The sequence below is a fragment of the Agrobacterium sp. 22-3639C2 genome (assembly GCF_053522105.1).
On record NZ_JBNWDB010000002.1, the window covers coordinates 499,130 to 520,403 of the forward strand.

Annotated in this window: 19 protein-coding genes and 1 riboswitch; of the genes, 14 read left to right on the forward strand and 5 right to left on the reverse strand. The window is 59.4% G+C overall.

Translation table 11 applies throughout. The features are described 5' to 3' along the window. Window positions 1–90 precede the first annotated feature (90 nt). The 6 genes from ACQZ6D_RS10005 to ACQZ6D_RS10030 all read left to right on the forward strand — a co-directional run bounded on the left by ACQZ6D_RS10005 (window position 91) and on the right by ACQZ6D_RS10030 (window position 7,449). Window positions 91–795: a GntR family transcriptional regulator gene (locus ACQZ6D_RS10005; RefSeq protein ID WP_003510818.1), complete on the forward strand. Its 705-nt coding sequence runs from the start codon at window positions 91–93 to the stop codon at window positions 793–795. A gap of 332 nt (window positions 796–1,127) precedes the next feature. Next, on the forward strand, window positions 1,128–2,204 hold the full coding sequence (locus tag ACQZ6D_RS10010) for an ABC transporter ATP-binding protein (RefSeq protein ID WP_003510819.1): 1,077 nt from the start codon (window positions 1,128–1,130) through the stop codon (window positions 2,202–2,204). Window positions 2,205–2,258: 54 nt separating this feature from the next. Beyond that, window positions 2,259–3,494 carry an ABC transporter substrate-binding protein gene (locus ACQZ6D_RS10015; RefSeq protein WP_448729896.1) on the forward strand — a complete coding sequence of 412 codons (1,236 nt, stop codon included), beginning with the start codon at window positions 2,259–2,261 and terminating at the stop codon, window positions 3,492–3,494. Between the two features lie 174 nt (window positions 3,495–3,668). Then, complete coding sequence (locus ACQZ6D_RS10020; protein WP_003510821.1) at window positions 3,669–4,580, forward strand: carbohydrate ABC transporter permease; 912 nt, start codon at window positions 3,669–3,671, stop codon at window positions 4,578–4,580. 4 nt (window positions 4,581–4,584) lie between these two features. Further along, window positions 4,585–5,442 carry a carbohydrate ABC transporter permease gene (locus ACQZ6D_RS10025; protein ID WP_448729897.1) on the forward strand — a complete coding sequence of 286 codons (858 nt, stop codon included), beginning with the start codon at window positions 4,585–4,587 and terminating at the stop codon, window positions 5,440–5,442. A gap of 12 nt (window positions 5,443–5,454) precedes the next feature. Then, entirely contained in the window at window positions 5,455–7,449 is a 1,995-nt protein-coding gene (locus ACQZ6D_RS10030) for an alpha-glucosidase (RefSeq protein ID WP_112402011.1), read from the forward strand. Window positions 7,450–7,534: 85 nt separating this feature from the next. On the opposite strand, the gene ACQZ6D_RS10035 is transcribed toward ACQZ6D_RS10030, so the two are convergent. Then, window positions 7,535–8,824 (reverse strand): TadE/TadG family type IV pilus assembly protein, encoded by a 1,290-nt coding sequence (locus ACQZ6D_RS10035; protein ID WP_448729898.1) that lies wholly within the window; start codon window positions 8,822–8,824, stop codon window positions 7,535–7,537. A gap of 181 nt (window positions 8,825–9,005) precedes the next feature. After that, a riboswitch (TPP riboswitch) is annotated at window positions 9,006–9,108 on the forward strand. Between the two features lie 128 nt (window positions 9,109–9,236). On the opposite strand from ACQZ6D_RS10035, the gene ACQZ6D_RS10040 reads away from it, so the two are divergent. Genes ACQZ6D_RS10040 through thiD form a run of 5 tightly spaced genes read left to right on the forward strand, consistent with a single transcriptional unit; the run spans window position 9,237 to window position 13,149 of the window. Further along, window positions 9,237–10,022: an ABC transporter permease gene (locus ACQZ6D_RS10040; RefSeq protein WP_112296444.1), complete on the forward strand. Its 786-nt coding sequence runs from the start codon at window positions 9,237–9,239 to the stop codon at window positions 10,020–10,022. Beyond that, window positions 10,019–10,963 (forward strand): ABC transporter substrate-binding protein, encoded by a 945-nt coding sequence (locus ACQZ6D_RS10045; protein WP_162694079.1) that lies wholly within the window; start codon window positions 10,019–10,021, stop codon window positions 10,961–10,963. Before ACQZ6D_RS10040 ends, ACQZ6D_RS10045 begins: the two co-directional genes overlap by 4 nt. A 2-nt stretch (window positions 10,964–10,965) precedes the next feature. Further along, the gene (locus ACQZ6D_RS10050; protein ID WP_112402010.1) at window positions 10,966–11,706 is read left to right on the forward strand and encodes a hydroxyethylthiazole kinase; all 741 of its coding nucleotides are present in this window, start codon (window positions 10,966–10,968) and stop codon (window positions 11,704–11,706) included. After that, a complete protein-coding gene (gene thiE / locus ACQZ6D_RS10055) occupies window positions 11,693–12,355 on the forward strand; it encodes a thiamine phosphate synthase (protein WP_112296445.1) in 663 nt (220 codons plus the stop codon). Before ACQZ6D_RS10050 ends, thiE begins: the two co-directional genes overlap by 14 nt. After that, a complete protein-coding gene (gene thiD, locus ACQZ6D_RS10060) occupies window positions 12,352–13,149 on the forward strand; it encodes a bifunctional hydroxymethylpyrimidine kinase/phosphomethylpyrimidine kinase (RefSeq protein WP_112355442.1) in 798 nt (265 codons plus the stop codon). Before thiE ends, thiD begins: the two co-directional genes overlap by 4 nt. Window positions 13,150–13,375: 226 nt before the next feature. Here the strand turns inward: thiD and ACQZ6D_RS10065 are convergent, their stop codons facing one another. Beyond that, window positions 13,376–13,834 carry an Lrp/AsnC family transcriptional regulator gene (locus ACQZ6D_RS10065; RefSeq protein ID WP_003500727.1) on the reverse strand — a complete coding sequence of 153 codons (459 nt, stop codon included), beginning with the start codon at window positions 13,832–13,834 and terminating at the stop codon, window positions 13,376–13,378. Window positions 13,835–13,961: 127 nt separating this feature from the next. On the opposite strand from ACQZ6D_RS10065, the gene alr reads away from it, so the two are divergent. Continuing rightward, on the forward strand, window positions 13,962–15,128 hold the full coding sequence (gene alr, locus ACQZ6D_RS10070; RefSeq protein ID WP_448729899.1) for an alanine racemase: 1,167 nt from the start codon (window positions 13,962–13,964) through the stop codon (window positions 15,126–15,128). Between the two features lie 7 nt (window positions 15,129–15,135). Then, window positions 15,136–16,392 (forward strand): D-amino acid dehydrogenase, encoded by a 1,257-nt coding sequence (locus ACQZ6D_RS10075; RefSeq protein ID WP_448729900.1) that lies wholly within the window; start codon window positions 15,136–15,138, stop codon window positions 16,390–16,392. Between the two features lie 49 nt (window positions 16,393–16,441). Here ACQZ6D_RS10075 and ACQZ6D_RS10080 read toward each other — a convergent pair whose 3' ends face one another. Further along, complete coding sequence (locus ACQZ6D_RS10080; RefSeq protein WP_025595694.1) at window positions 16,442–17,152, reverse strand: GntR family transcriptional regulator; 711 nt, start codon at window positions 17,150–17,152, stop codon at window positions 16,442–16,444. Window positions 17,153–17,328: 176 nt separating this feature from the next. Here ACQZ6D_RS10080 and ACQZ6D_RS10085 point away from each other — a divergent pair, with 176 nt between their 5' ends. After that, window positions 17,329–17,841 (forward strand): BA14K family protein, encoded by a 513-nt coding sequence (locus ACQZ6D_RS10085; RefSeq protein WP_003510838.1) that lies wholly within the window; start codon window positions 17,329–17,331, stop codon window positions 17,839–17,841. A 100-nt stretch (window positions 17,842–17,941) separates the two neighbouring features. Here ACQZ6D_RS10085 and ACQZ6D_RS10090 read toward each other — a convergent pair whose 3' ends face one another. Together ACQZ6D_RS10090 and ACQZ6D_RS10095 are read right to left on the reverse strand one after the other, a co-directional pair. Further along, window positions 17,942–19,306 (reverse strand): sigma-54-dependent transcriptional regulator, encoded by a 1,365-nt coding sequence (locus tag ACQZ6D_RS10090; protein WP_112296447.1) that lies wholly within the window; start codon window positions 19,304–19,306, stop codon window positions 17,942–17,944. Window position 19,307: 1 nt separating this feature from the next. Next, window positions 19,308–21,149 carry a sensor histidine kinase gene (locus tag ACQZ6D_RS10095; RefSeq protein ID WP_112296448.1) on the reverse strand — a complete coding sequence of 614 codons (1,842 nt, stop codon included), beginning with the start codon at window positions 21,147–21,149 and terminating at the stop codon, window positions 19,308–19,310. Window positions 21,150–21,274 lie beyond the last annotated feature (125 nt).

The following is a 21,274-nucleotide window of genomic DNA, read 5'->3' on the forward strand; positions in this document are numbered from 1 at the left end:
CTCAAGGCCGCTCTCGTTTTTCTTGCATAACATCAAGAAATATGTAAATCAATGATGTATCAATTTTTGTTTTGCGGAGGGGATAGAATCATGAAACACACGGGCGGCAGCCTGCCTATGTATTTGCAGATCGCCGAAATGCTGGTGCGCGAAGTCGCTGCGGGCCGTCTGACAGATGGTGAAAAGCTTGCTCCCGAAAGGGATATGGCAGCCGATCTCGGCATTGCTGTCGGCACGCTTCGCAAGGCGCTTGCGGAGTTGCAGGAGCGTGGACTGCTGGAGCGTGTGCAGGGTTCCGGCAATTATATCCGCGCGGTCAGCGATCCCCAGAGCGTTTATGCCTTCTTCCGGCTGGAGATGATCGAGGGCGGTGGCCTGCCAACGGCGGAGGTGCTGGATGTTGCGCGCCTTGCCAAGCCATCCACCCTGCCCGCCTTTGGCACATCGCCGGAAGGCCACCGCATCCGCCGCCTGAGGCGTATCGCGGGGAAACCGGCGGCAATCGAGGAGATCTGGCTAGACGGTTCCTATGTCGACACGATTACCATCGAGAACCTGTCGGAATCGCTCTATCTCTATTATCGCACCCGCCTCAATCTCTGGATATCGAAGGCAGAAGACCGCATCGACCTCGGGGAAGTGCCAGAATGGGCGCCTGCACAATTCGGCCAGAAACCCGGCGCGTCGGTGCCGCGTGTCCTTCGCCTGAGCCAGGGTCAGGACGGAGCCGTGGCTGAAGTCTCATGGACATGGTTCGACCACACCGTCGCACGGTACGTTTCACGCATACGTTGAAAACGCACGAAATTCGCGTGATCCACTTGGACAGAGAAAATTGACCACAGGCAAGGAAGCCGAGACCTGCCACGCAGGGGTTTTCGTTGAAATATTTCTACAAATCAAAGCTTTGGCGGTTTTTGATTTCTGTCAGAAATAAAATTGATACACTATTGATTTCCTTTTGACGAAAGGTAATATCACGGGCCTAGGGAGACAGGCGTTTGGCCGTCCCACGATATCGCCGGACGATCGGGATGATTTTTTCGAAAAGCGATGCGTGGATTTGAAGTTTGATGCCGGGTTTGCGTTCATCGGATTTTGGACGCCCCGGACGTGAGGAGGAAAAGATGGCTTCAGTCAGCCTGCGCAAGCTGGACAAGAGTTACGGTGCCCTGCGCATCGTCAAGGGTATCGACCTTGAAATCAACGATGGTGAATTCGTGGTTTTCGTCGGCCCCTCAGGCTGCGGAAAATCCACGACGTTGCGCATGGTCGCCGGGCTGGAAAGCATCAGCGGCGGTGAGGTGATGATCGGCGACCGCGTTGTCAACAAACTGCCGCCGCGCGAGCGTGACATCGCCATGGTGTTTCAGGACTACGCGCTTTACCCGCACAAGACGGTGCGTGAAAACATGGGTTTCAGCCTGAAGGTACGTGGTGTCAGCGCCTCGCAGGCCAATGCCAGCATTGATGAGGCAGCGAATATGCTGGGCATCAGCCATCTGCTGGACCGTCGGCCGGGCCAGCTTTCCGGCGGCCAGCGCCAGCGCGTGGCCATGGGCCGCGCCATCGTGCGCCGCCCGCAGGTGTTCCTGTTCGACGAGCCGCTTTCCAACCTCGACGCAAAACTGCGCGGACAGGTTCGCACGGAAATCAAGCGCCTGCACCAGCAGCTGGGCACCACCATCATCTACGTGACGCATGATCAGGTGGAGGCGATGACGCTGGCTGACCGCATCGTCATTCTGCGCGGCGGCGATATCGAGCAGGTGGGCACGCCGGACGAGGTCTATAACCGTCCGGAAAGCGTGTTCGTCGGCGGTTTCGTCGGTGCGCCTGCCATGAATTTCGCCCGCGCCAGAGTGACCGGCGACAGGCTGACATTTACGGACGGCAACTCTCTTCCACTGGCAGCAATCAGACCGTCCCGTGAAACGGCGCTCGATGGACGGGAGGTCATCGTCGGCATTCGCCCTGAACATTTCGGTCCTGCCGGGGGATTTGACACACAGCTCTCCGTCAAGGTGCAGGTGGTGGAGCCTTTGGGGTCTGATACGCTGGTGCATTTCACCCTCGGTGATGCGGCGCTGACGGCGAGAATGCCGCCAGAGATGAAACCGGCTCCGAATGAGGAACTGAAGATCGGCCTCGACCCATCGAAGGTGCACCTGTTCGACGTGACGACGGAACGCTCCATTCAGTGACAGGATCGGGCCGCCACCGGCCCGGCTTCAAGATTTCAATAACGGGAGGAAAATATGAAATTCAAAGCCCTTACGGGAGCGGCGCTCTGCGCAACGATGCTCAGCTTTTCGGGACAGGCCTTTGCCGACGCCGAACTCAAAATCTTCGTTTCCAGCCAGCATCAACCCGACGTGTGGCGCAAGGCGCTCGATCAATATGAGGCGAAGACGCCGGGCGTGAAAGTCGTGATCGAGACCGGCGGTAACACCTCCGAAATGCAGGCGCAATATCTCAACACCGTCATGTCTGCCAAGGATTCGAGCCTTGACGTGCTGATGCTCGATGTCATCCGTCCCGCACAATTCGCAACCGCTGGCTGGACCAGCGATTTCTCCGGCAAGGACTTGTCCGCCTACCTGCCGACCTATGCAGAAGCAAACACCGTGAACGGCAAGATCGTGGCGCTGCCGGCGTTCGCCGATTCCATGTTCCTCTACTATCGCAAGGACTTGCTGGACAAATACGGCATCCAGCCGCCGACCACCTGGGATGAGCTGAAGGAAGCCTCAAAAAAGGTGATGGAGGGCGAAAAGAACCCCGAACTTCAGGGCCTCTCCTTCCAGGGTAAGGCCATCGAAGGTGCGGTATGCACGTTCCTGCTGCCCTACTGGAGCGAAGGCAAGTCGCTGGTTAAAAACGGCAAGCTGAATTTCGACAATCAGGCGGCCGTGGATTCGCTGAAGCTCTGGAAGAGCTTCGTCGACGAAGGCATTTCCAAGAAGAACATTTCCGAAGTGGCGACCGACGACACGCGTAAGGAATTCCAGGCGGGCAAGGTTCTCTTCGCCGTCAACTGGTCCTACGCCTGGACCCATTTTCAGGGCAAGGAATCCCAAGTGAACGACAAGGTTGGCGTCGCCCGGTTGCCGGCCGTCAAGGGCGGAGAGCAGACGACGTGCCTCGGCGGCTGGGAATTCGGCGTTTCCGCCTATTCCAAGCAGCAGGACGAAGCCAAGAAACTGGTGGAATATCTGTCCAGCCAGGATGTTTCGAAGTTCATAGCCATCAATGCCGCGCTGCTGCCCACCTATGCCTCGCTCTACAAGGATGCTGATGTGACCAAGTCCATCCCTTGGTTTGCGGATGCTCTACCGGTTGTTGAAACGGCAAAGGCCCGTCCGGTTACACCGCGTTACAACGAGGTCAGCGAAACGATCCGCACCACCGTCAATGGCGTGCTTGCGGGCGTGATGTCGCCGGAAGACGGCGCAAAGCAGATGGAAAGCCGTCTGCGCCGCGTATTGCGCTAAGCCCTGTGGCCGGGGGCGGCATGCAGGACATGCCGTTGCCGGCCTGTTTGGCCGAACCAGTGAAAATCGCCTGAACGGCGCGACAAACGGGCCGGGACTTAACCGGTCTGATCGGGAGACGATGACGTGAATTCAGTTGCGGGAGTGGCAGACGTGACGATGCCGGAGAGAACAATGGTCAGGGTGGACGAGAAACCGCAGCCGCGCTGGACGCGGTGGCTCGATCTCGGTGACCGGTCGCTTGCCGTGCTTTTGCTGGCGCCTGCAGCCATTCTTCTTTCGCTTATCATCGTCTATCCGGTGGCGCGTCTCGTCTACACCTCGTTTTTCAGCCTTTCGCTGACATCAGGCCTGCCGGCGGAATTCATCGGCTTTGAAAACTACACGGCGATGCTCGATGACCCGATTTTCTGGGAAACGACCTGGAATACGGTGCTGATAACGCTGATAACGGTGCCGGGAGCGCTGTTCATGGGCCTGGGCCTTGCGCTCCTCGCCAACCTGCCGTTTTCGATGCAATGGCCGATGCGCCTGTCGCTGCTCATCCCTTGGGCGCTGCCTCTGTCGTTCGCCGGCCTCATCTTCGCGTGGTTTTTCCACTACGAATACGGCGTGGTCAACGATGTGCTGAACCGGCTGGGCTTTGAAGGCATCATCTGGTTCAACTCGCCGAACTGGGCCTTCGCAGCCATCTGCCTGACCATCATCTGGAAGACCTCCTCCTTCATGGCACTGATGATCCTTGCAGGGCTGCAAACCATTCCGCGCTCGCTTTATGAAGCCGCCGATGTGGATGGCGCCGGCAAGCTCAGGCAGTTCTTCGAGATCACGCTACCGCTCCTAAAACCCTCGATCGTCGTTGCTCTCATCTTCCGTACGATTACGGCGCTGCAGACTTTTGATATTCCATACATGATGACCGGCGGCGGCCCCGGCACATCAACCACGACGCTCGCCATGTACATTCACCAGAACACCGTTTCCTTCCTCGATCTCGGTTACGGTTCGGCACTGGCGGTCATGATGTTTGCGCTCTCCATGTGCGTCACCGCCGTTTATCTCCGCATTATCAGGACGAAGGACTGATCCCATGAGCACCGTTGCGACCTCCTCCGGTCTGTCTTCCTTCTTCTCCGGCAAGCCGCTGCGCTTCATTGCGGCCTCCATATTGCTGGTCAACGGCCTGTTTCCGGCAATATGGACCCTGTTCACCTCGCTGAAAACCGAAGCGGAACTGACGGTGAAACCGATCACATGGTTTCCGCATGCGCCGACGCTCGCCAATTACATGCAGGCCTTTTCCGACCAGCCGCTGCACCTCTTCCTGTTCAACAGCTTCATGGTCGCGCTGCTTTCCACGGCACTCACAATTCTGATTTCGGTGCTGGCAGCCTATGCGCTGGCGCGGCTCGATCTCAAGTACCGGGCGCTGATCCTCTCGCTCATCATCGCCGTTTCTACATTCCCGCTGGTAACGCTGCTGGTGCCTCTGTTCGAGATCATGCGTGCGCTCAACCTGCTCAATAGCTGGACCGCTCTTATACTGCCTTACACCGTGCTCTCCCTGCCGGTCTGCACGCTGATGCTGGTGTCCTTCTTCGAAAGCATCCCGCGCGATCTGGAAAACGCCGCCATGATTGATGGCTGCACCCGCATCGGTGCGCTGTTCAAGGTTGTCGTGCCGCTATGCGCGCCGGGTGTCTTCACCGCCGGTATTCTCGCTTTCGTGAACGCCTGGGACGAATTCCTGCTGGCGCTCTCCTTCAATTCCAATCCGGCACTGCGCACGCTGCCGGTCGGCATCCAGCTTTACCAGGGTGAGTTCGCTTTCCCCTGGCCCGTCATCTCGGCGGCGCTGGTGGTCGGCATCGTCCCGGTTGCGATCCTGATCGTCATCTTTCAGGAGCGCGTCGTCTCCGGTCTCACCGCCGGCGGTCTCAAGGGTTAAACAGGTACAGTCATGCAATTCGAAAAGACCAGAGACGGCTTCACGCTTGCGATTGGCAGCCACACCATTCTTTCTCATTCGCCTGAGAACCCGGCTTTCTTCGCCGGTTTGGGCAAGGAGCGGATGGATATGTATCGCGGCAATTTCGATATCGAGGACTATGTCATCGAACGAACTGCGCTCCGCCACGCCGAAGTCAGTGGCGACAGCGTTACGCTGTCTTCCGCACCCGGGCAGGCCGCGCGCCTTCATCTGGCCCTGGATGGAAATGCCATCAGGGTCACGACGCTGGATGAAACCATCAATCGGCTGTGGCTGCGGATCGTCGCAGATGAGGACGAACATGTCTGGGGCGGTGGCGAACAGATGTCCTATTTCGACATGCGCGGCCGCCGCTTTCCGCTCTGGACCTCCGAACCCGGTGTCGGCCGCGACAAGACCGCTGAAATCACCTTCAAGGCTGACGTCAGCGGCAAGGCGGGTGGCGATTATTACAACACCAATTACCCGCAGCCGACCTATCTGTCGTCGCGCAAATATGCGCTGCATGTGGAAACCAGCGCCTATTCGGTCTTCGATTTCCGCAACGAAGATTTCCACGAAGTCGAGATCTGGGCGATCCCCGAAAGGATCGAGTTTTTCACTGGCGATCGTTTCACCGATATCGTTTCCGCCCTCTCGCTGCGGTTCGGACGCCAGCCGGAACTACCGGGGTGGGTCTATAGCGGCGCGATCATCGGGTTAAAGGATGGCGCCAACTCCTTTGCCCGGCTGGAAAAAATCCGCGCTGCCGGAACCAAGGTCTCCGGCCTGTGGTGCGAGGACTGGGTGGGGCTTCGCCAGACATCCTTCGGCGCCCGGCTATTCTGGGACTGGCAGGCCAATGAGGCGCGTTATCCGCATCTGCGTCAGAAGATCGCCGAGCTTGCCGATCAGGGCATTCGTTTTCTGGGATACGTGAACCCCTATCTCTGCGTCGACGGCCCGCTTTTTCCGGAGGCGGAGGCGGCCGGTTATTTCGCCACCGGCGCGGACGGCAAGACGGCGCTCGTGGATTTCGGCGAGTTCGATTGTGGCGTGGTCGATTTCACCAATCCGGCCGCAGCCGAGTGGTTTTCCGAAGAGATCATCGGCAAGAACATGCTTGATTTCGGCCTTTCCGGCTGGATGGCCGATTTCGGCGAATATCTGCCGATCGACATCACGCTATCGAACGGCATCGACGCCAAGCTGATGCACAATGCCTGGCCGACGCTCTGGGCAGAGGTCAACGCCAAGGCCGTTGAAAGCCGCGGCAAAACCGGCGAAGCGCTGTTCTTCATGCGCGCGGGCTTTACCGGTGTGCAAGCCCACTGCCCGCTGCTGTGGGGCGGTGACCAGTCCGTCGATTTCTCCCGCCATGACGGTCTCGTCACTGTCATATGCGGTGCGCTGTCCTCCGGTCTTCTCGGTAATGCCTATCACCATTCCGATATTGGCGGTTATACCAGCCTGTTCGGCAATGTCAGAACCCCGGAACTCATCATGCGCTGGACGGAGATGGCAGCCTTTACTCCTGTCATGCGAACCCATGAGGGCAATCGCCCGCGCGACAATCTCCAGATCGATCAGGACGAGACCGTTCTTGGCCATTTTGCCCGCATGACGGCAATCTATGTCGCACTCGCCCCCTATCTGAAATCGCTTTCCACTGAAGCGGCCGAAAACGGCCTGCCGGTACAGCGCCCGCTTTTCCTGCATCACGAGAACGACCGGCAGACCTATGCCATTCAGGACAGCTATCTCTACGGGGCCGACATGCTGGTCGCACCAGTGTGGAAGGCGGGGGAGACGCAGCGCACGCTTTACCTTCCGGGCGATGGGGAATGGATGCATCTTTGGAGTGGCGCGCGGTATTTTGGCGGGCACGAGATCACCGTGGAGGCTCCGATAGGCCAGCCGGCTGTGTTCTACCGCGCTGAAACGCGCTTTACTGCGTTATTTGAACGGCTTCGTAATATCGCTTGAAGCATCACCTTCCGGCCATTTCCAAAAAACGCCGCAGATATTGCGGCGTTCAACCGATGCTTTAACAGGCCTAGCTAGACGGCCATCAGCCCGTCAGGCGTGGTGATGTAATGGCTTTCTTGAACAGCACCGTCATCGCGTCGCTGATGCCCTGGGACGGGCTGACTTCGAAGTACAGACCCGGGGAAGCGCAGCTCTGCATGCGTGAGCCAATTTCCGCCTGAAAGGGCTTGATCCAGCTATTATACCAGTCATTCGTCGGCAGCGGCAGATAGGTGGTATAAAGCACCGCGATACGAAAACCCTTTTCCTTCAGTTTCGTACAGTCTTTGATGTCGATCGGCTCCTGACAGCGGCCTCCCGTCAGTTTTTTCGTACAGGAGGACGGCTTGTAACTGTCGCCCACCCCGTCTGAAACAAAGAAAATAACCTTATCCGGGTTCGCCGAGCTTGCGCCCGTGCCCGAACTGCCGACCTTATCTCCAATCTGGATCAGTGCCCGGTCGAAATCTGTTTGCTGGTCGTTGTTGTATCCCTGATAGGGGATTGACATCAGGTTGATTTCACCAGCTTTTTTCTTTGCTGCGTCCAGATCCGATGTCAGCGAAACGACCTCAAGCAGCTTGGTATCTTCCGCCCGTTCCCCGAAGGTATAGACGGCCATGCGATATTGATTGCTGCTTTTGCGCGTGGACTTTGCCGTGTCCATCAGGCTGGCGGTTGCCTTGGCAACCACGTCGATACGCGTCGTAACCCCGAGTTTCTTGGCCTTGAAGTAATAGCTGTTCGGGTCTGCCACGCCGTCCTTCACGATGTGGCAGGCAAAAGCGCATTTATCGCCAGTATTCGCAACCAGGGTGGCAACATCCGTGGGTGTCGCGCCCACTCCCATGGAGGGCGTATTATCAAGCAGAAGATAGAAATCGCTGAAGGTTTCCGTTTCGTATTTGGCCGTGGCCGTGCCGGCAACCGAAACGAAATCCTTCCCCAGAAGCCCTGAGAGGGTCGTGCTGACCGACGCCTTGAAGCTGACGGACGACTCGACCACATTGCCGTGCTTGATCACCGAAACATCGACCGAGGTAATGGTGTAGTCCGCGTCGCCGCGCTGATTGCCATCGAAGAATGCCCGGGCTTCTTCATTGCCGACGGGAATGACACCGTCCCCCGACATCTTCTTTGCCGCCTGAACACTTGCGGACATATCGGCGACTGCCGCCAGAGCCGCGGAATCCGCTGCCTGCTGCAGATCGGCTTTGACCGACATGCCGCGCGTAATATCGAGCGCCATACCGGCAGCCCCGCACAGAGGCACCATGAGCAGCGCGGTCAGAATGCCAAAATTTCCAGATTTCTCTCGCCAGAAGTTTTTCAAGTTCGCCCCCAACCAATCTGGGAGCTGAAGCTAATACAGCGGAATTGAAAAGCGGTTTCAATAAATAACTAATTTTTGATAAACTTAATATAATCAATAACTAATATGTTCGCGGCAAATTCGCCAATATTCTCGTTAACTTTCAAAGTTGACATTACTTCAAAACCCTCCTAGCAAAACAGTCTCTTCCGAGGGGAGCACCTGACGGTGCTGAGATGGCGATGAGCCGGACCCTTGAACCTGATCCGGGTCATGCCGGCGTAGGAACGGAAACTGTAGCGCGTTTGCGTTACTGCCCTTTCTCTTCTCCGCTTTGCCCGGATCTCCGTGATCGCCACAGCTGGAGACCGAACGATGATGATGAAACATCCTTCCCTTCGTATACGGTACGGCTGCGTCTGAGTCCCGGCCGATGCGTGCCTCCCATGCGCTGAAGGGCGTCGTTCTTATTCTGATTGTCTGGCAGCTGGGCATCTGGCTGTTTGCACCGCCCCGCTACATCCTGCCCTCGCCCGCCGATGTTGCCGCAGCACTCCTGCGCCAGCCAGCCTTCCTGTTCGGACAGGCCATGGTGACATCAGGTGAAATGGCTGTCGGGCTTGCGGCTGGCATTGCCGCCGGCATTCTCGTTGCCTTTACGATTGCCGCCGTCCCGCGTTTTGGCCGCCTCGTCTGGCCCATGGTTCTCGTGTTGCAGGCATTTCCGGTCTTCGTGCTGGCCCCTATTCTCGTACTCTGGTTCGGTTTCGGCATGGCCTCGAAAGTTGTCATGACGGCGATCATCATCTTTTTTCCCGTCGCTTCAGCCTTCACCGACGGCCTCAACCGCACGGATCGGACAATCCTCGATGCCGCCTCGCTGACGGAGGCGAGCCACTGGCAAATCCTCACCCGGCTGCGTGTGCCGCTGGCGCTTCCCGCACTCATTTCCGGGCTGAGGGTCGCAGCTCCGCTCGCCCCGCTCGGCGCGGTCATTGGCGAATGGGTGGGCGCCTCCGCCGGGCTCGGTTTTGTCATGATCCAGTCCAATGCCCGCATGCAGACCGACACAATGTTCGCCGCCATGACTATTCTCGCCGTCATGGCGGTGCTGCTGCGGCTTGTCGTCGACCGGGCAACGGCCAACCTCGCCCCCTGGGCCAAAGAAACAGACCACGTCATTCCTTTCAAATATTTGCGGAGACTTTCGGCACCATGAAACGAACTCTTCTTTCCCTCGTCGTCGCGGCAGCAAGCGTGTTTGCGCCCGTGCAATCGCAGGCGGCCGACAAGCTTACCGTGTTGCTGGAATGGTTCGTGAACCCGGACCACGCTCCGATGGTGATCGCCAAGGAACGCGGCCTGTTCGCAGATGCCGGGCTGGACGTTGAGCTGGTTCCGCCCGCAGACCCATCCGCCGTACCGCGTCTGGTCTCGGCAAAGCAGGCCGATATCGGTGTACACTATCAGCCGAACCTCTATCTCGACCACGATGCAGGGCTGCCGCTCGTCCGTTTCGGCACGCTGGTGGAAACCCCGCTGAACACCGTCACCGTTCTGGCCGACGGGCCGATCAAGAGCCTGAAGGACCTGAAAGGCAAGAAGGTCGGCTTCTCGGTTTCCGGTTTCGAGGATGCGATGCTGAAGCGCATGCTGGAGAAGGAGGGACTGACAAAGGACGATGTTGAACTGGTCAACGTCAATTTCTCACTCTCGCCATCCCTGATCGCCGGCAAGGTCGATGCCACGCTTGGCGGTTTCCGCAATTTCGAACTGACGCAGATGAAGCTTGAAGGCCACGAAGGCCGCTCGTTCTTCCCCGAGGAACATGGCGTGCCCGCCTATGACGAGCTCATATTCGTCACCCATCGAGATCTCGTGAAAGATAGCCGCCTGCCGCGTTTTCTCTCGGCCGTTGAGCAGGCGGCGATTTTCATCACCAACCACCCGCAAGAATCCTGGCAGCTTTTCATCAAGGCCTATCCGAACCTTGACGACGCGCTGAACAAACAGGCGTTTTTCGATACGCTGCCGCGTTTCGCCAAACGTCCAGCCGCACTCGATCGCGCCCGCTACACACGCTTCGGCACCTTCATGCAAGACATGCAACTGATCAAGCAGGCGCCGGCGGCGGAAGACATTGCCGTGGAGTTGCAATAACCATGGCAAACAGTTTTCCGACTGCGGCGAAGGCCGCAGAGATCCTCGAAAGGGTAAGGCAGACGCGCCCGCGCGTGCATTGCCTGATGAACACAGTGGTACAGAAATTCACCGCGGACGGCATTACCGTTGTCGGCGGCATACCCTCGATGACAACCTCACTCGAAGAAATCGGTGCTTTCGTCACGAAAGCCGATGCGGTGACGATCAATCTCGGCACGCTCGACGCCGACCGGCGAAAAGTCATTCGATTTGCCGTCGAGATCGCCCGCGCGACTGGCAAGCCGTGGATTCTGGACCCCGTGCATTGCGACTATTCGCCATCGCGACTGGCGTTCGCGCGTGACCTGATCTCGCTTGGACCCACCATCGTGCGCGGCAACAGCGCTGAGATGAGCCTGATCGGTGCTGTTCCGAACGCCATCAGGATAGAGACCGGACCTGTCGATAACCTGCGCGATGCCACAAGGAGCGTCAGAATCGTCAACGGTCACCCGTGGATGGCGAAGGTGACAGGCACGGGTTGCCTATCGGGTGGCGTCATCGCCGCCTTCATGGCGGTGGAAAAAGACGCACTGACGGCCGCCGCCGCCGCCCTCGCCATCACGGGTGTCGCAGCCGAACTGGCAGCGAAAAACGCCAAAGGTCCCGGCACATTCGAGCCGGCATTTCTGGATGTTCTTTCAGAAATTTCCGGCGAAGACATAAGAAACCATGCGAGGATTGAGCATGAACAAGGTTGATTACCGTCTCAACGCGCTGGTCGATGCGAGCCTCGGCGATGTTGCGCCCTTGGGCGAGCTTGCTCTGGCGGCCACACTCAACGGCGCGACCATTCTGCAATATCGCGACAAACACGCCTCCACGCGGGAGATGATCGAAAACGCCAGCGCAATTCGCGAAGCCATTGCCGGCACGGGCGTGCCGCTGGTCATCAACGACCGGGTGGATGTGGCGCTCGCCTCTGGCGCGGACGGGGTGCATCTCGGCGCCGATGATATGGATGCCAAAACCGCCAGACGCATCCTTGGAGATAAGGCGATCATCGGCCTCACCGTCAAGAACCGCGCCGATGCCGAGCGGGCGGCCTCCATGCCCGCCGATTACGCCTGCATTGGTGGCGTGTTCGAAACCGTTTCCAAGGTAAATCCAGACAAGCCTGTCGGCCTTGACGGCTTTACGACGCTCCGCACTCTGCTCCGCGAATTGCGGCCGGGCATGCCGGTGGGCGCCATCGCCGGTATCGATCTTGCCCGCGTGCCGAACGTCATCGCTGCCGGTGCGGATGGTGTCGCCGTCATTTCTGCAATCTTCCGCGCAGGCGATATTGCCAGCACAACCAGGGACTTCCGCGCGGCAGTCGATGCAGCGCTGAAAGCGAGACAGTCATGACAGCAATCGCATTGACCATCGCCGGCTCAGACAGCGGCGGCGGCGCGGGCATTCAGGCCGACATCAAGACTTTTTCGGCACTCGGCGCCTATGCCGCCAGCGTCATCACCGCCATCACCGCCCAGAACACCAAAGGTGTGACGGCAGTGGAGGATATTTCCGTCGCCACCATCGTCGCGCAGATGGACGCTGTTTTTTCCGATCTTGCCGTCAATGCGGTGAAGATCGGCATGGTATCGCGGATCGAAACCATCGCGGCCATAGCTGCAAGGCTTCGGCAGCAGCCCCAGCCGGTGGTGCTCGACCCCGTGATGGTTGCGACCTCCGGCGACCGTCTGTTGCATGCGGATGCGATCGAGACACTGCAGCGCGACCTGCTGCCGCTCGCCACCATCGTCACGCCGAACCTGCCTGAAGCAGCGCTTCTCACCGGGTTGCCGATTGCAGACACCGAGGCGGAGATCACCCGTCAGGCCGAGATGATCCTGAAGGCGGGCGCGAAAGCCGTGCTCATCAAGGGCGGCCATGGCGACGGGCCGCAGAGTACGGATTATCTGTTTGCAGACGGCACCGTGCAGGCGCTTTCCGCTATGCGAGTGGACACGAAAAACGACCATGGGACCGGCTGCACGCTGGCGGCGGCGATCACCGCGCATCTGGCCATGGGGCATAACCTGGCGGAGGCGGTTGGTCTTGCGAAGGACTATCTGAATGGAGCGCTTGACGCTGGTCGGGGGCTTGCCGTCGGGCACGGTCGGGGACCGGTGCATCATTTTTATCGATGGTGGGGGTGAAGGTTAGAGTGGAGCGTAGGGCTTACCCCCTCTGTCCTGCCGGACATCTCCCCCTCAAGGGGGGAGATCGACAAGTGGCCTGCCCCGGGCGTTTTAGTTGGCGGACGAGATCGCGATACCGACGTTAATGGGGACCGAGGCGAAAACCTCACCCGATCTCCCCCCTTGAGGGGGAGATGTCCGGCAGGACAGAGGGGGGTGAGCCCCACGCTCTGCGCATCCGCCTTCACCGCGCCTTCGGCGTCGCCAGCACATTCCTGATCGCAAAACTCGAATGAATCCGCGAAACACCCGGCAGCTTCGACAGAATCTCCTTATGGATGCGCTCGAAATCGCCCGCACTTTCCGCCTCACATCGCAGGAAATAATCCGACCCGCCCGTCATCAGGTAACATTCGCGGATTTCTGGATAACGCCGCACCGCGTTCTCAAACCTGTTGAGAAAATCCTCCGTCTGGCGGTCGAGCGTGATCTGCACGATGACCGAGATCACCTCGCCGCCGGCAAGGCCGCTGGTCAGCGCCGTGTAGCCCCGGATGATACCCTCCCGTTCCAGAATATCGACCCGGCGAAGGCAGGCGGAGGCCGAAAGGCCGACTTCCGCAGCAAGTTTCGCATTGCTGATGCGGGCATTGAGCCGGAGCAGGCGGATGATGTGCCGGTCGGTCGCGTCGAGTGACGACATAGAAAATTCCAATATGACAATGAAAGTTGCGTAGATTTGATTTTTATCGCATCTTATTCGAACAATAGCCAAGAAATTCGACAATCGTTGCAATACTCTCATATGATAAAAATGAGGGTGAACGACCATGGACATGCAGATCAGCCGCCAGCAGGCAGCGGGTGGTGCAAGCGGCCATCTGACCATCGATCTTGGCGCATTGCGCGATAATTATCTCGCGCTTGCGGCAATGGCACCCACATCGCAGACGGCAGCGGTCGTCAAGGCTGACGCATACGGCCTCGGCGCGGATATCGTCTCGCAGGTGCTGTTTGAAGCGGGCTGCCGGAATTTCTTCGTCGCCCATATCGATGAAGCGCTGGCGCTCCGGCTGCGTCTTTCAGCGGAAGCGCGGATTTTCGTCCTCAACGGGCTTCAGCCCGGTAACGAAACCTCCTGCGCGGCCATGGCCGTCACACCGGTTCTGAATTCGCTCGAGCAGATCGCCCAATGGGCGGCCCACGCCAAAAATCTTGGCAACACGTTACCCGCCGCAGTGCAGATCGATACCGGCATGTGCCGTCTCGGCCTCTCTCCCGAGGAGCTTGAAGTCCTCGCCTCCCGGCCGCAACTGCTTGATGGTATCGACATCGCCTTCGTGATGAGCCACCTCGCCTGCGCCGACGAGCCGGATCACCTCTCCAATGCCGCCCAACTCTCTGTGATGCGAAAAGCCGCTGCAGCTTTTCCTGATGTATCCGTCTGTTTTTCCAATTCCGGCGGCATCTTTCTGGGCAACGACTATCACAACTCCCTGCTACGCCCCGGCATTGCGCTTTATGGCGGCGCGCCCTCCGTTACCCGTCCCAACCCGATGAAACCGGTCGTCCGGCTTGATGTCGCCGTTATTCAGACCCGCGAAGTTCCCGCCGGATCGCTGGTCGGTTATGGTGGCTCTTTCGAAGCGGCCGGGCCGACGCGGCTTGCGACGATCGCGGCTGGTTATGCCGATGGCCTGCCGCGATCGCTCAGCAATCGCGGTGCGGCATGGTACAATGGCGTTCGCCTGCCCATTGCTGGTCGAGTTTCAATGGACAGCATCATTCTCGACATATCCGCCCTGCCCTTGGGAACATTGACGCAAGGCAGCTTCGTGCAGATGATCGGGCCTGACCAGACGCTGGAAGACATTGCCGAGGATGCGGGCACGATCGCCTATGAAATCCTGACCGGCCTCGGACGCCGTTACCGCCGCAATTATATTCAGCCGGGCGAAACCCCGGCCGTCGCTTCAACATCTGTCAGCCATAAGTGAGACGATCATGAACGTCACTATCCTCGGAGCCGGCGTCGTCGGCGTGACCTCCGCCTGGTATCTGGCCAAAGCCGGACACAAGGTGACGGTGATCGACCGCCAGCCGGCGGCAGCACTTGAAACCAGCTTTGCCAATGCCGGCGAGGTTTCCCCCGGCTATTCCTCGCCATGGGCCGCGCCCGGCATTCCGATGAAGGCCATGAAATGGCTGTTCATGAAGCATGCCCCGCTCATCATCCGCCCGACCGCCGATCCGGCGGCGTGGCGCTGGATGAGCCAGATGCTGCGCAATTGCACATCGGCGCGTTATGCCATCAACAAGAGCCGCATGGTGCGCATTGCCGAATATAGCCGCGATTGCCTGATGGCGCTGCGCGACGAAACCGGGATAGAATACGACCAGCGCATGCAGGGCACACTGGAGGTTTTCCGCACCCAGAAGCAGTTCGACGCCATCGGCAAGGATGTGGACGTGCTGACGGCAGGTGGCGTGCCTTTCGAAATTCTCGACCGCGAAGGCTGCGCCGCCATCGAGCCCGGCCTTTCTCCTTCCAGGGAAAAGATCGTCGGCGGCCTGCGCCTGCCCGGTGATGAAACCGGCGACTGCTTCATGTTCACCACCGAACTTGCGCGCATGGCTGAAGAGGCGGGAGTCACCTTCATCTACGATACCGGCATCATGCGCCCCATCGTAGAGGCAGGCCGTATCAAGGCCGTGGAGACCACCAAGGGGCTGGTGGAAGCCGATATTTTCGTCGCCGCACTGGGCAGCTATTCCCCGCAATTCGTCCGCCAGCTCGGCCTTACCCTGCCGGTTTACCCGGTCAAGGGCTACTCCATCACGGTTCCGATCGTGAAGGAGGAACGCGCGCCCGTTTCGACCGTGATGGACGAAACGTTCAAGGTGGCGATCACCCGGCTCGGCTCGCGCATCCGCGCCGGTGGCATGGCGGAAATCGCCGGTTTCAGCAAGGATCTGCCCGCAGCAAGACAGGAAACTCTGGCCCATTCGGTGGAAGACCTGTTCGGCGGCGCAGGTGACCAGAGCCAGGCGAAATTCTGGTGCGGCCTGCGCCCGATGACGCCGGATGGTACGCCTGTCATCGGCTCCACCCGCTACAGCAATCTTTATCTCAACACCGGCCACGGTACGCTTGGCTGGACCATGTCCTGCGGCTCGGCCCGTGTGCTTGCCGATCTCATCAGCGGGAACAAGCCCGAGATAGACACGCACGATCTGGCACTCAGCCGTTACGCAGCCTGAAGTGCGACATGGCGCTTATCCCCGTCTGAAAGGCGGGGATGGTGGCCGCTCAAAGTGCCAGTGCATCCTTCAGCGCCAATCCTTCCTTCATGCGAAGGTCGAGATCGGCCTCGATGTGATCGAGGTGCTGCAGCATCAAGGCACGGGCCTTTGCCGCATCCTTCGCCTCCAGTGCATCGAGCAGGTCGGCATGATCGTTGTGGCCGCAGCTTGAAACGCCCGAGCGCCCGTAGAGCGCGATAACCAGCGACGAGCGGGCGACCAGTTCGTCCATGAATTTTTCGAGGATGGCATTGCCGGCAAGCGAGGCCAGCATCAGGTGGAAATCGCCTGATGCCTTGATTTCCGCGCGCCTGGCGTGCGGGCCGCGCTCATGCTGGTGGCGGCTTTCCTGAACCAGATGCTCTCTCAGCTGCTTCACCGCCGCAGGCGTGATCTTTTCGATTGCGGCGTCCAGAACGCCGGGCTCGATCAGCCGGCGCGAAGCAAAAACCTGCCGCGCTTCGTCCGGTGTGGGATTGGAGACAAAAGCGCCGCGGTTGCGCTCGGCCTTGACCAGTCCTTCGTAAGCCAGCATCTGAAGAGCCGCCCGCACCACCGTGCGGCTGACATCGAACAGCGTTCCCACTTCCGATTCCGACAGCTTCGTTCCCGGGGCAAGCCGTCGGTCGACAATGGCGTCGCGCAGCGTATCTCGAATAGCCTGGGCACGGTCTTCGTGGGATGAATCGGAATTGACGGTTATATGGGCAAGGCTCATGGAATTGTCCTGTTTGAACTTGAGTTCTAGCGCGAAGCGCGGCTTGCGCAAACAGGAATTGCGAGCTGTCGCCAGCCGCCACAATTCATTCAGCGCCCGTTCAGCAGGCGCGCTATATTTCTTTAACCATCGAATTTGCAACTGGCAGCGCCCTGCCATCCGGATGGAAGAAGATCATGTCGTCCTTTGCAGCTAAAACCGTTCTGGCTATCGCCGTCGCCGCCGCCACCATCGTGCCCTTCAACAGCGCATCCGCCGATGACTGGGGCCGCCGCGACCGTCGCGATGCCGCTATTCTGGGTGGCGTGCTCGGCCTTGCCGCCGGTGTCGCCGTTGGCTCAGCCCTTTCCCGCCCGGCACCGGTAGACGACGAGCGCGTCTATATCGACCCGCCGCGTCGCTATGAACCGAGCTATGTGTACGAAGAGCCGGACTACCGCTATTATCAGCCACAGCCGCAGCCCGTTTATCGACCCGCGCCGGTCTATCGTCCGGCACCGGTTTACCGTGCCCAACCGGTCTATGACAATAATTCCGGCTACTACCAGCAACGCCGTACCTACCGCACCATCGAGCCATGGACGAATGCTTGGTACGACTATTGCTCGCAACGTTATCGCAGCTTCAACGGCCGCTCCGGCACCTATGTCGGAAACGACGGCCAGCGTCATTTCTGCGTAGCGGGTTGATCGGGGACAACGTCTGCGCAGTTATCGCTGTTAATAATCAGGCCGCGGACGGAAACGTCCGCGGCTTTTCATTAAGTGTCACCCCAGATCCTGCGGCACCTCAAGCAGCGCCGTTTTTCACATAATCCGCCCGGTTGATGCCGTGACGTTGCAGCTTGTCGTAAAAGGTCTTGCGGGCAATGCCGAGTGTCGCAATGGTTTCGGCCACGTCGCCATTCGATTGCACAAGCGTTTCGCGAATGATCTGCGCTTCTATTTCATCCATTCGCTCCGGCAGGGTGCCGGAAGCCGGAATGCTCGATTGCGAAACAGTCGTGGTGGCCGCATCCATCTCCAGCCCCAATACTACCCTTTCAGCGAAATGCCCGAGTTCGCGCACATTGCCCGGCCAGTCGTAGTCGTTAAGGCGGCGGGAAACGCCGGCGCTGATCTGCGGCACCGGCATGTTGAACCGGTTGGCGGCCTTGGTGACGAAGTGCGAAAACAGCAGCGGAATATCCGCCTTGCGTTCGCGCAGCGGCGGTATCGACAGCGTCACCACATTCAGCCGGTAATATAGGTCCTCGCGAAACGTGCCACGCTCGGCCGGGTCGCCGAGATCCACCTTCGCCGCCGCCACCACGCGAATATCGACCGGTCGCTCCTCATTTGAACCGAGTGGCGAGACCTCGCGCATTTCCAGAACGCGCAACATCTTCACCTGTACGGCAAGCGGCATGCTTTCGATCTCGTCGAGAAACAGCGTGCCGCCGCTTGAATGTTCGATGCGACCAACGCGTTTTTTCTGCGCACCGGTGAAAGCACCCGGCTCATGGCCGAAAAGCTCGCTTTCGATCACCGTTTCCGGCAGCGCACCGCAATTCAGCGCCACAAAATTGCCCCTGGATCGCTTCTTGCTCCAGCGATGCAGCGCCGTTGCCACCACTTCCTTGCCGCTGCCCGTCTCACCTGCCACCAGCACGTCTACATCCGTATCAGCAATGTGCCGGAGCGTGGTGCGCAGGCGTTCCATGGCGGGCGTCTGGCCAATCAGCGGCAAATCGTCCTCGGCTTGAGCACTCGCCCGGCGAAGCGCGCGGTTTTCCAGCACGAGGCGGCGCTTTTCCAGCGCGCGGCGGGCGCTTTCAACCATGCGTTCGGCGGGGAATGGTTTGGCGATGAAATCATAGGCGCCGTTGTGCAGGGCATCGACCGCCATCGGCACATCACCGTGGCCGGTGATGAGGATAACAGGCAGGTCGGCATCGATCCTGCGGACATGGTCGAAGAACTCAAGCCCGGTCATGCCGGGCATGCGCACATCGGTGATGACGACGCCGTCGAAATCCTCGTTGAGCGCCGCAAGTGCCTGTTCGGCGCGGGAAAAGGAGGCCACGGGCAATCCGTCGAGTTCCAACGTCTGCACCATCGCCTTGCGCAGCTGGGAGTCGTCATCCACCAGAAATATGGTTCCACCTGCCATCATGTCATGCTCGCTTCAGATATACGGAAAAAGACGTGCCTGCCTCGCTGCTCGTTACCTCAATCCGCCCGCCATAGTCGGAGGCGATATCGTTGGAGATGACGAGACCAAGGCCTAGGCCGCTTTCCTTGGATGTATTAAAGGGCGAAAAAAGTTGGGCGCGGATCGCTTCGGGAATGCCGGTCCCATTGTCGCTGACCGAAAGCAAGACCATCTCCCCTTCCTCCCGCACCCGCACCTCGACACGCGCCGCATCAATCGCTTCAGTGGCTTCCAGTGCGTTTTGCAGAAGGTTGATGAGAATTTGCTCGAGCCGGATGCGGCTGCCAAGCACCTTCAGGTCCTGATCCGGCAACACGATATCAAGTGCATCCATCTGTCCGGAAAAACGACTGCGCAACAGCATCACCGCGCCTTCGATGACCAGCTTGAGACTGACCGGTTCGGCAGCGGTGCGGCCCTTGCGCGCCAATATCTTCAGGTCGCCGGTAATCGTGCCGATGCGATCGGTCAATGCCGCGATGTTTTCGAGATTTTCGTTGGCCTCCGCCATGCGGTCGCGTTTCAGCAGGGTGCGGGCATTGTCGGCAAAGGCGCGGATCGTCGCTACCGGCTGGTTGATTTCGTGGGCAACGCCCGCCGCCACCTGCCCTAGAATGGAGAGACGGTTGGCCTGCACCAGCTCGTGCTGCACGTTGCGCAATTCACCTGTCGTCTTTTCGTGCAGGGCAATTTCCGCCTGAAGATGGTCGCGGGTCCTTGTCAGATCACGGGTGCGCTCCTGCACCTTCATTTCCAGCTCGGTGCGGGCGCGCTGCTCCTCTTCCTTTTCCCTCAGCGCCTTGTGCCTGCGCCACAGCCACAGAGCCGAAAGCGCCATCAGCGGCATCAGCGTTGCCAGCGCCACCACCCTGCCCTCGCGAATGGCGGCGTTCAGCGCCGGTGCCACCGGCTGCAGATAATGCAGTGTCCATGAGGTCGTCGGCACCGGCGTTTCCAACCGCAGATAATCGCCGCGCTCACTTGCCGGGTCATCGACACGGATGAGCGGAACGCCGTCGCTCGAGAGTCGCGCCATCCGGAACGGCAGCGTCGTAAGCGCCTCGTTACCGAATTGCAGGCTTTCGGAAATGGCTTTGCGTCGCGCCTCGTCAATCGGCGCTACGGTCTTGAAGCGCCAATCCGGCACGCTCGTCATCAGCACGACGCCGTTCCTGTCAACCACATAGACCGGTTTGCCGCCGATGTTCCAATCCGCCTCCAGACGGTTGAACTCCACCTTGGCGATGACGACGCCGAGCGGCCGACCGTCTGCGGCATCGATGCGGCGCGAGATATAAAGGCCCGGCCGGCGGCTGACATTGCCAAGCGCATAATGTTCCGACATGCCGGTATTCATCGCCGCCTGAAAATACTCGCGGAAGGCATAATTGGAGCCGACGAAGCTGTCGGCCTGTCGCCAGTTACTCGAGGCAATTGTCAAGCCGGTCGGTCCGGTCACATAGATGACAGAGGACTGCGTACCTTCGATCAGCCCCTCCAGCTTGCGGTTCAGCCGGTCAATGGCAGGCGCGCCACCGCCATCCAGCGCAATCGCAAGGTCGGGGTCGCCGGACAGAACCAGCGGAATGGCGCGCGGCCGCTCCAGCGCAACATTCAGAAGCGCGATCTTGAGTTCGGCATCGGTGGAGGCCTCGGACGCGGCGGTGCGTATTGCCTGGTTTCGCGCAAAGTCATCGGCAACCAACAGAACTCCCAGGCTGACGAGCAGCCACAAGCCCGCCAACGCCAGCCATTGAGCGCGCCGTCGTGCCTGGGAATGAGAGGCCTGATCTTCTTGCGTCATGCGACAATTGTGCGGATTTACACACAGACCGCAAGAGGTTTTGTCCGGATATCCGCACATACGCCGGCGAGCTGATACCGCGTCAATAGAAAGTACTTTTTAAATCAGCCAGTTACACCAAATAA

Bases quoted from the DNA above. Each gene is read 5' to 3' on its own strand.
- ACQZ6D_RS10005 (WP_003510818.1), top strand. From the start codon at position 91: ATGAAACACACGGGCGGCAGCCTGCCTATGTATTTGCAGATCGCCGAA.
- ACQZ6D_RS10010 (WP_003510819.1), top strand. From the start codon at position 1,128: ATGGCTTCAGTCAGCCTGCGCAAGCTGGACAAGAGTTACGGTGCCCTG.
- ACQZ6D_RS10015 (WP_448729896.1), top strand. From the start codon at position 2,259: ATGAAATTCAAAGCCCTTACGGGAGCGGCGCTCTGCGCAACGATGCTC.
- ACQZ6D_RS10020 (WP_003510821.1), top strand. From the start codon at position 3,669: ATGGTCAGGGTGGACGAGAAACCGCAGCCGCGCTGGACGCGGTGGCTC.
- ACQZ6D_RS10025 (WP_448729897.1), top strand. From the start codon at position 4,585: ATGAGCACCGTTGCGACCTCCTCCGGTCTGTCTTCCTTCTTCTCCGGC.
- ACQZ6D_RS10030 (WP_112402011.1), top strand. From the start codon at position 5,455: ATGCAATTCGAAAAGACCAGAGACGGCTTCACGCTTGCGATTGGCAGC.
- ACQZ6D_RS10040 (WP_112296444.1), top strand. From the start codon at position 9,237: ATGCGTGCCTCCCATGCGCTGAAGGGCGTCGTTCTTATTCTGATTGTC.
- ACQZ6D_RS10045 (WP_162694079.1), top strand. From the start codon at position 10,019: ATGAAACGAACTCTTCTTTCCCTCGTCGTCGCGGCAGCAAGCGTGTTT.
- ACQZ6D_RS10050 (WP_112402010.1), top strand. From the start codon at position 10,966: ATGGCAAACAGTTTTCCGACTGCGGCGAAGGCCGCAGAGATCCTCGAA.
- thiE (WP_112296445.1), top strand. From the start codon at position 11,693: ATGAACAAGGTTGATTACCGTCTCAACGCGCTGGTCGATGCGAGCCTC.
- thiD (WP_112355442.1), top strand. From the start codon at position 12,352: ATGACAGCAATCGCATTGACCATCGCCGGCTCAGACAGCGGCGGCGGC.
- ACQZ6D_RS10065 (WP_003500727.1), bottom strand. From the start codon at position 13,834: ATGTCGTCACTCGACGCGACCGACCGGCACATCATCCGCCTGCTCCGG.
- alr (WP_448729899.1), top strand. From the start codon at position 13,962: ATGGACATGCAGATCAGCCGCCAGCAGGCAGCGGGTGGTGCAAGCGGC.
- ACQZ6D_RS10075 (WP_448729900.1), top strand. From the start codon at position 15,136: ATGAACGTCACTATCCTCGGAGCCGGCGTCGTCGGCGTGACCTCCGCC.
- ACQZ6D_RS10080 (WP_025595694.1), bottom strand. From the start codon at position 17,152: ATGAGCCTTGCCCATATAACCGTCAATTCCGATTCATCCCACGAAGAC.
- ACQZ6D_RS10085 (WP_003510838.1), top strand. From the start codon at position 17,329: ATGTCGTCCTTTGCAGCTAAAACCGTTCTGGCTATCGCCGTCGCCGCC.
- ACQZ6D_RS10090 (WP_112296447.1), bottom strand. From the start codon at position 19,306: ATGATGGCAGGTGGAACCATATTTCTGGTGGATGACGACTCCCAGCTG.
- ACQZ6D_RS10095 (WP_112296448.1), bottom strand. From the start codon at position 21,149: ATGACGCAAGAAGATCAGGCCTCTCATTCCCAGGCACGACGGCGCGCT.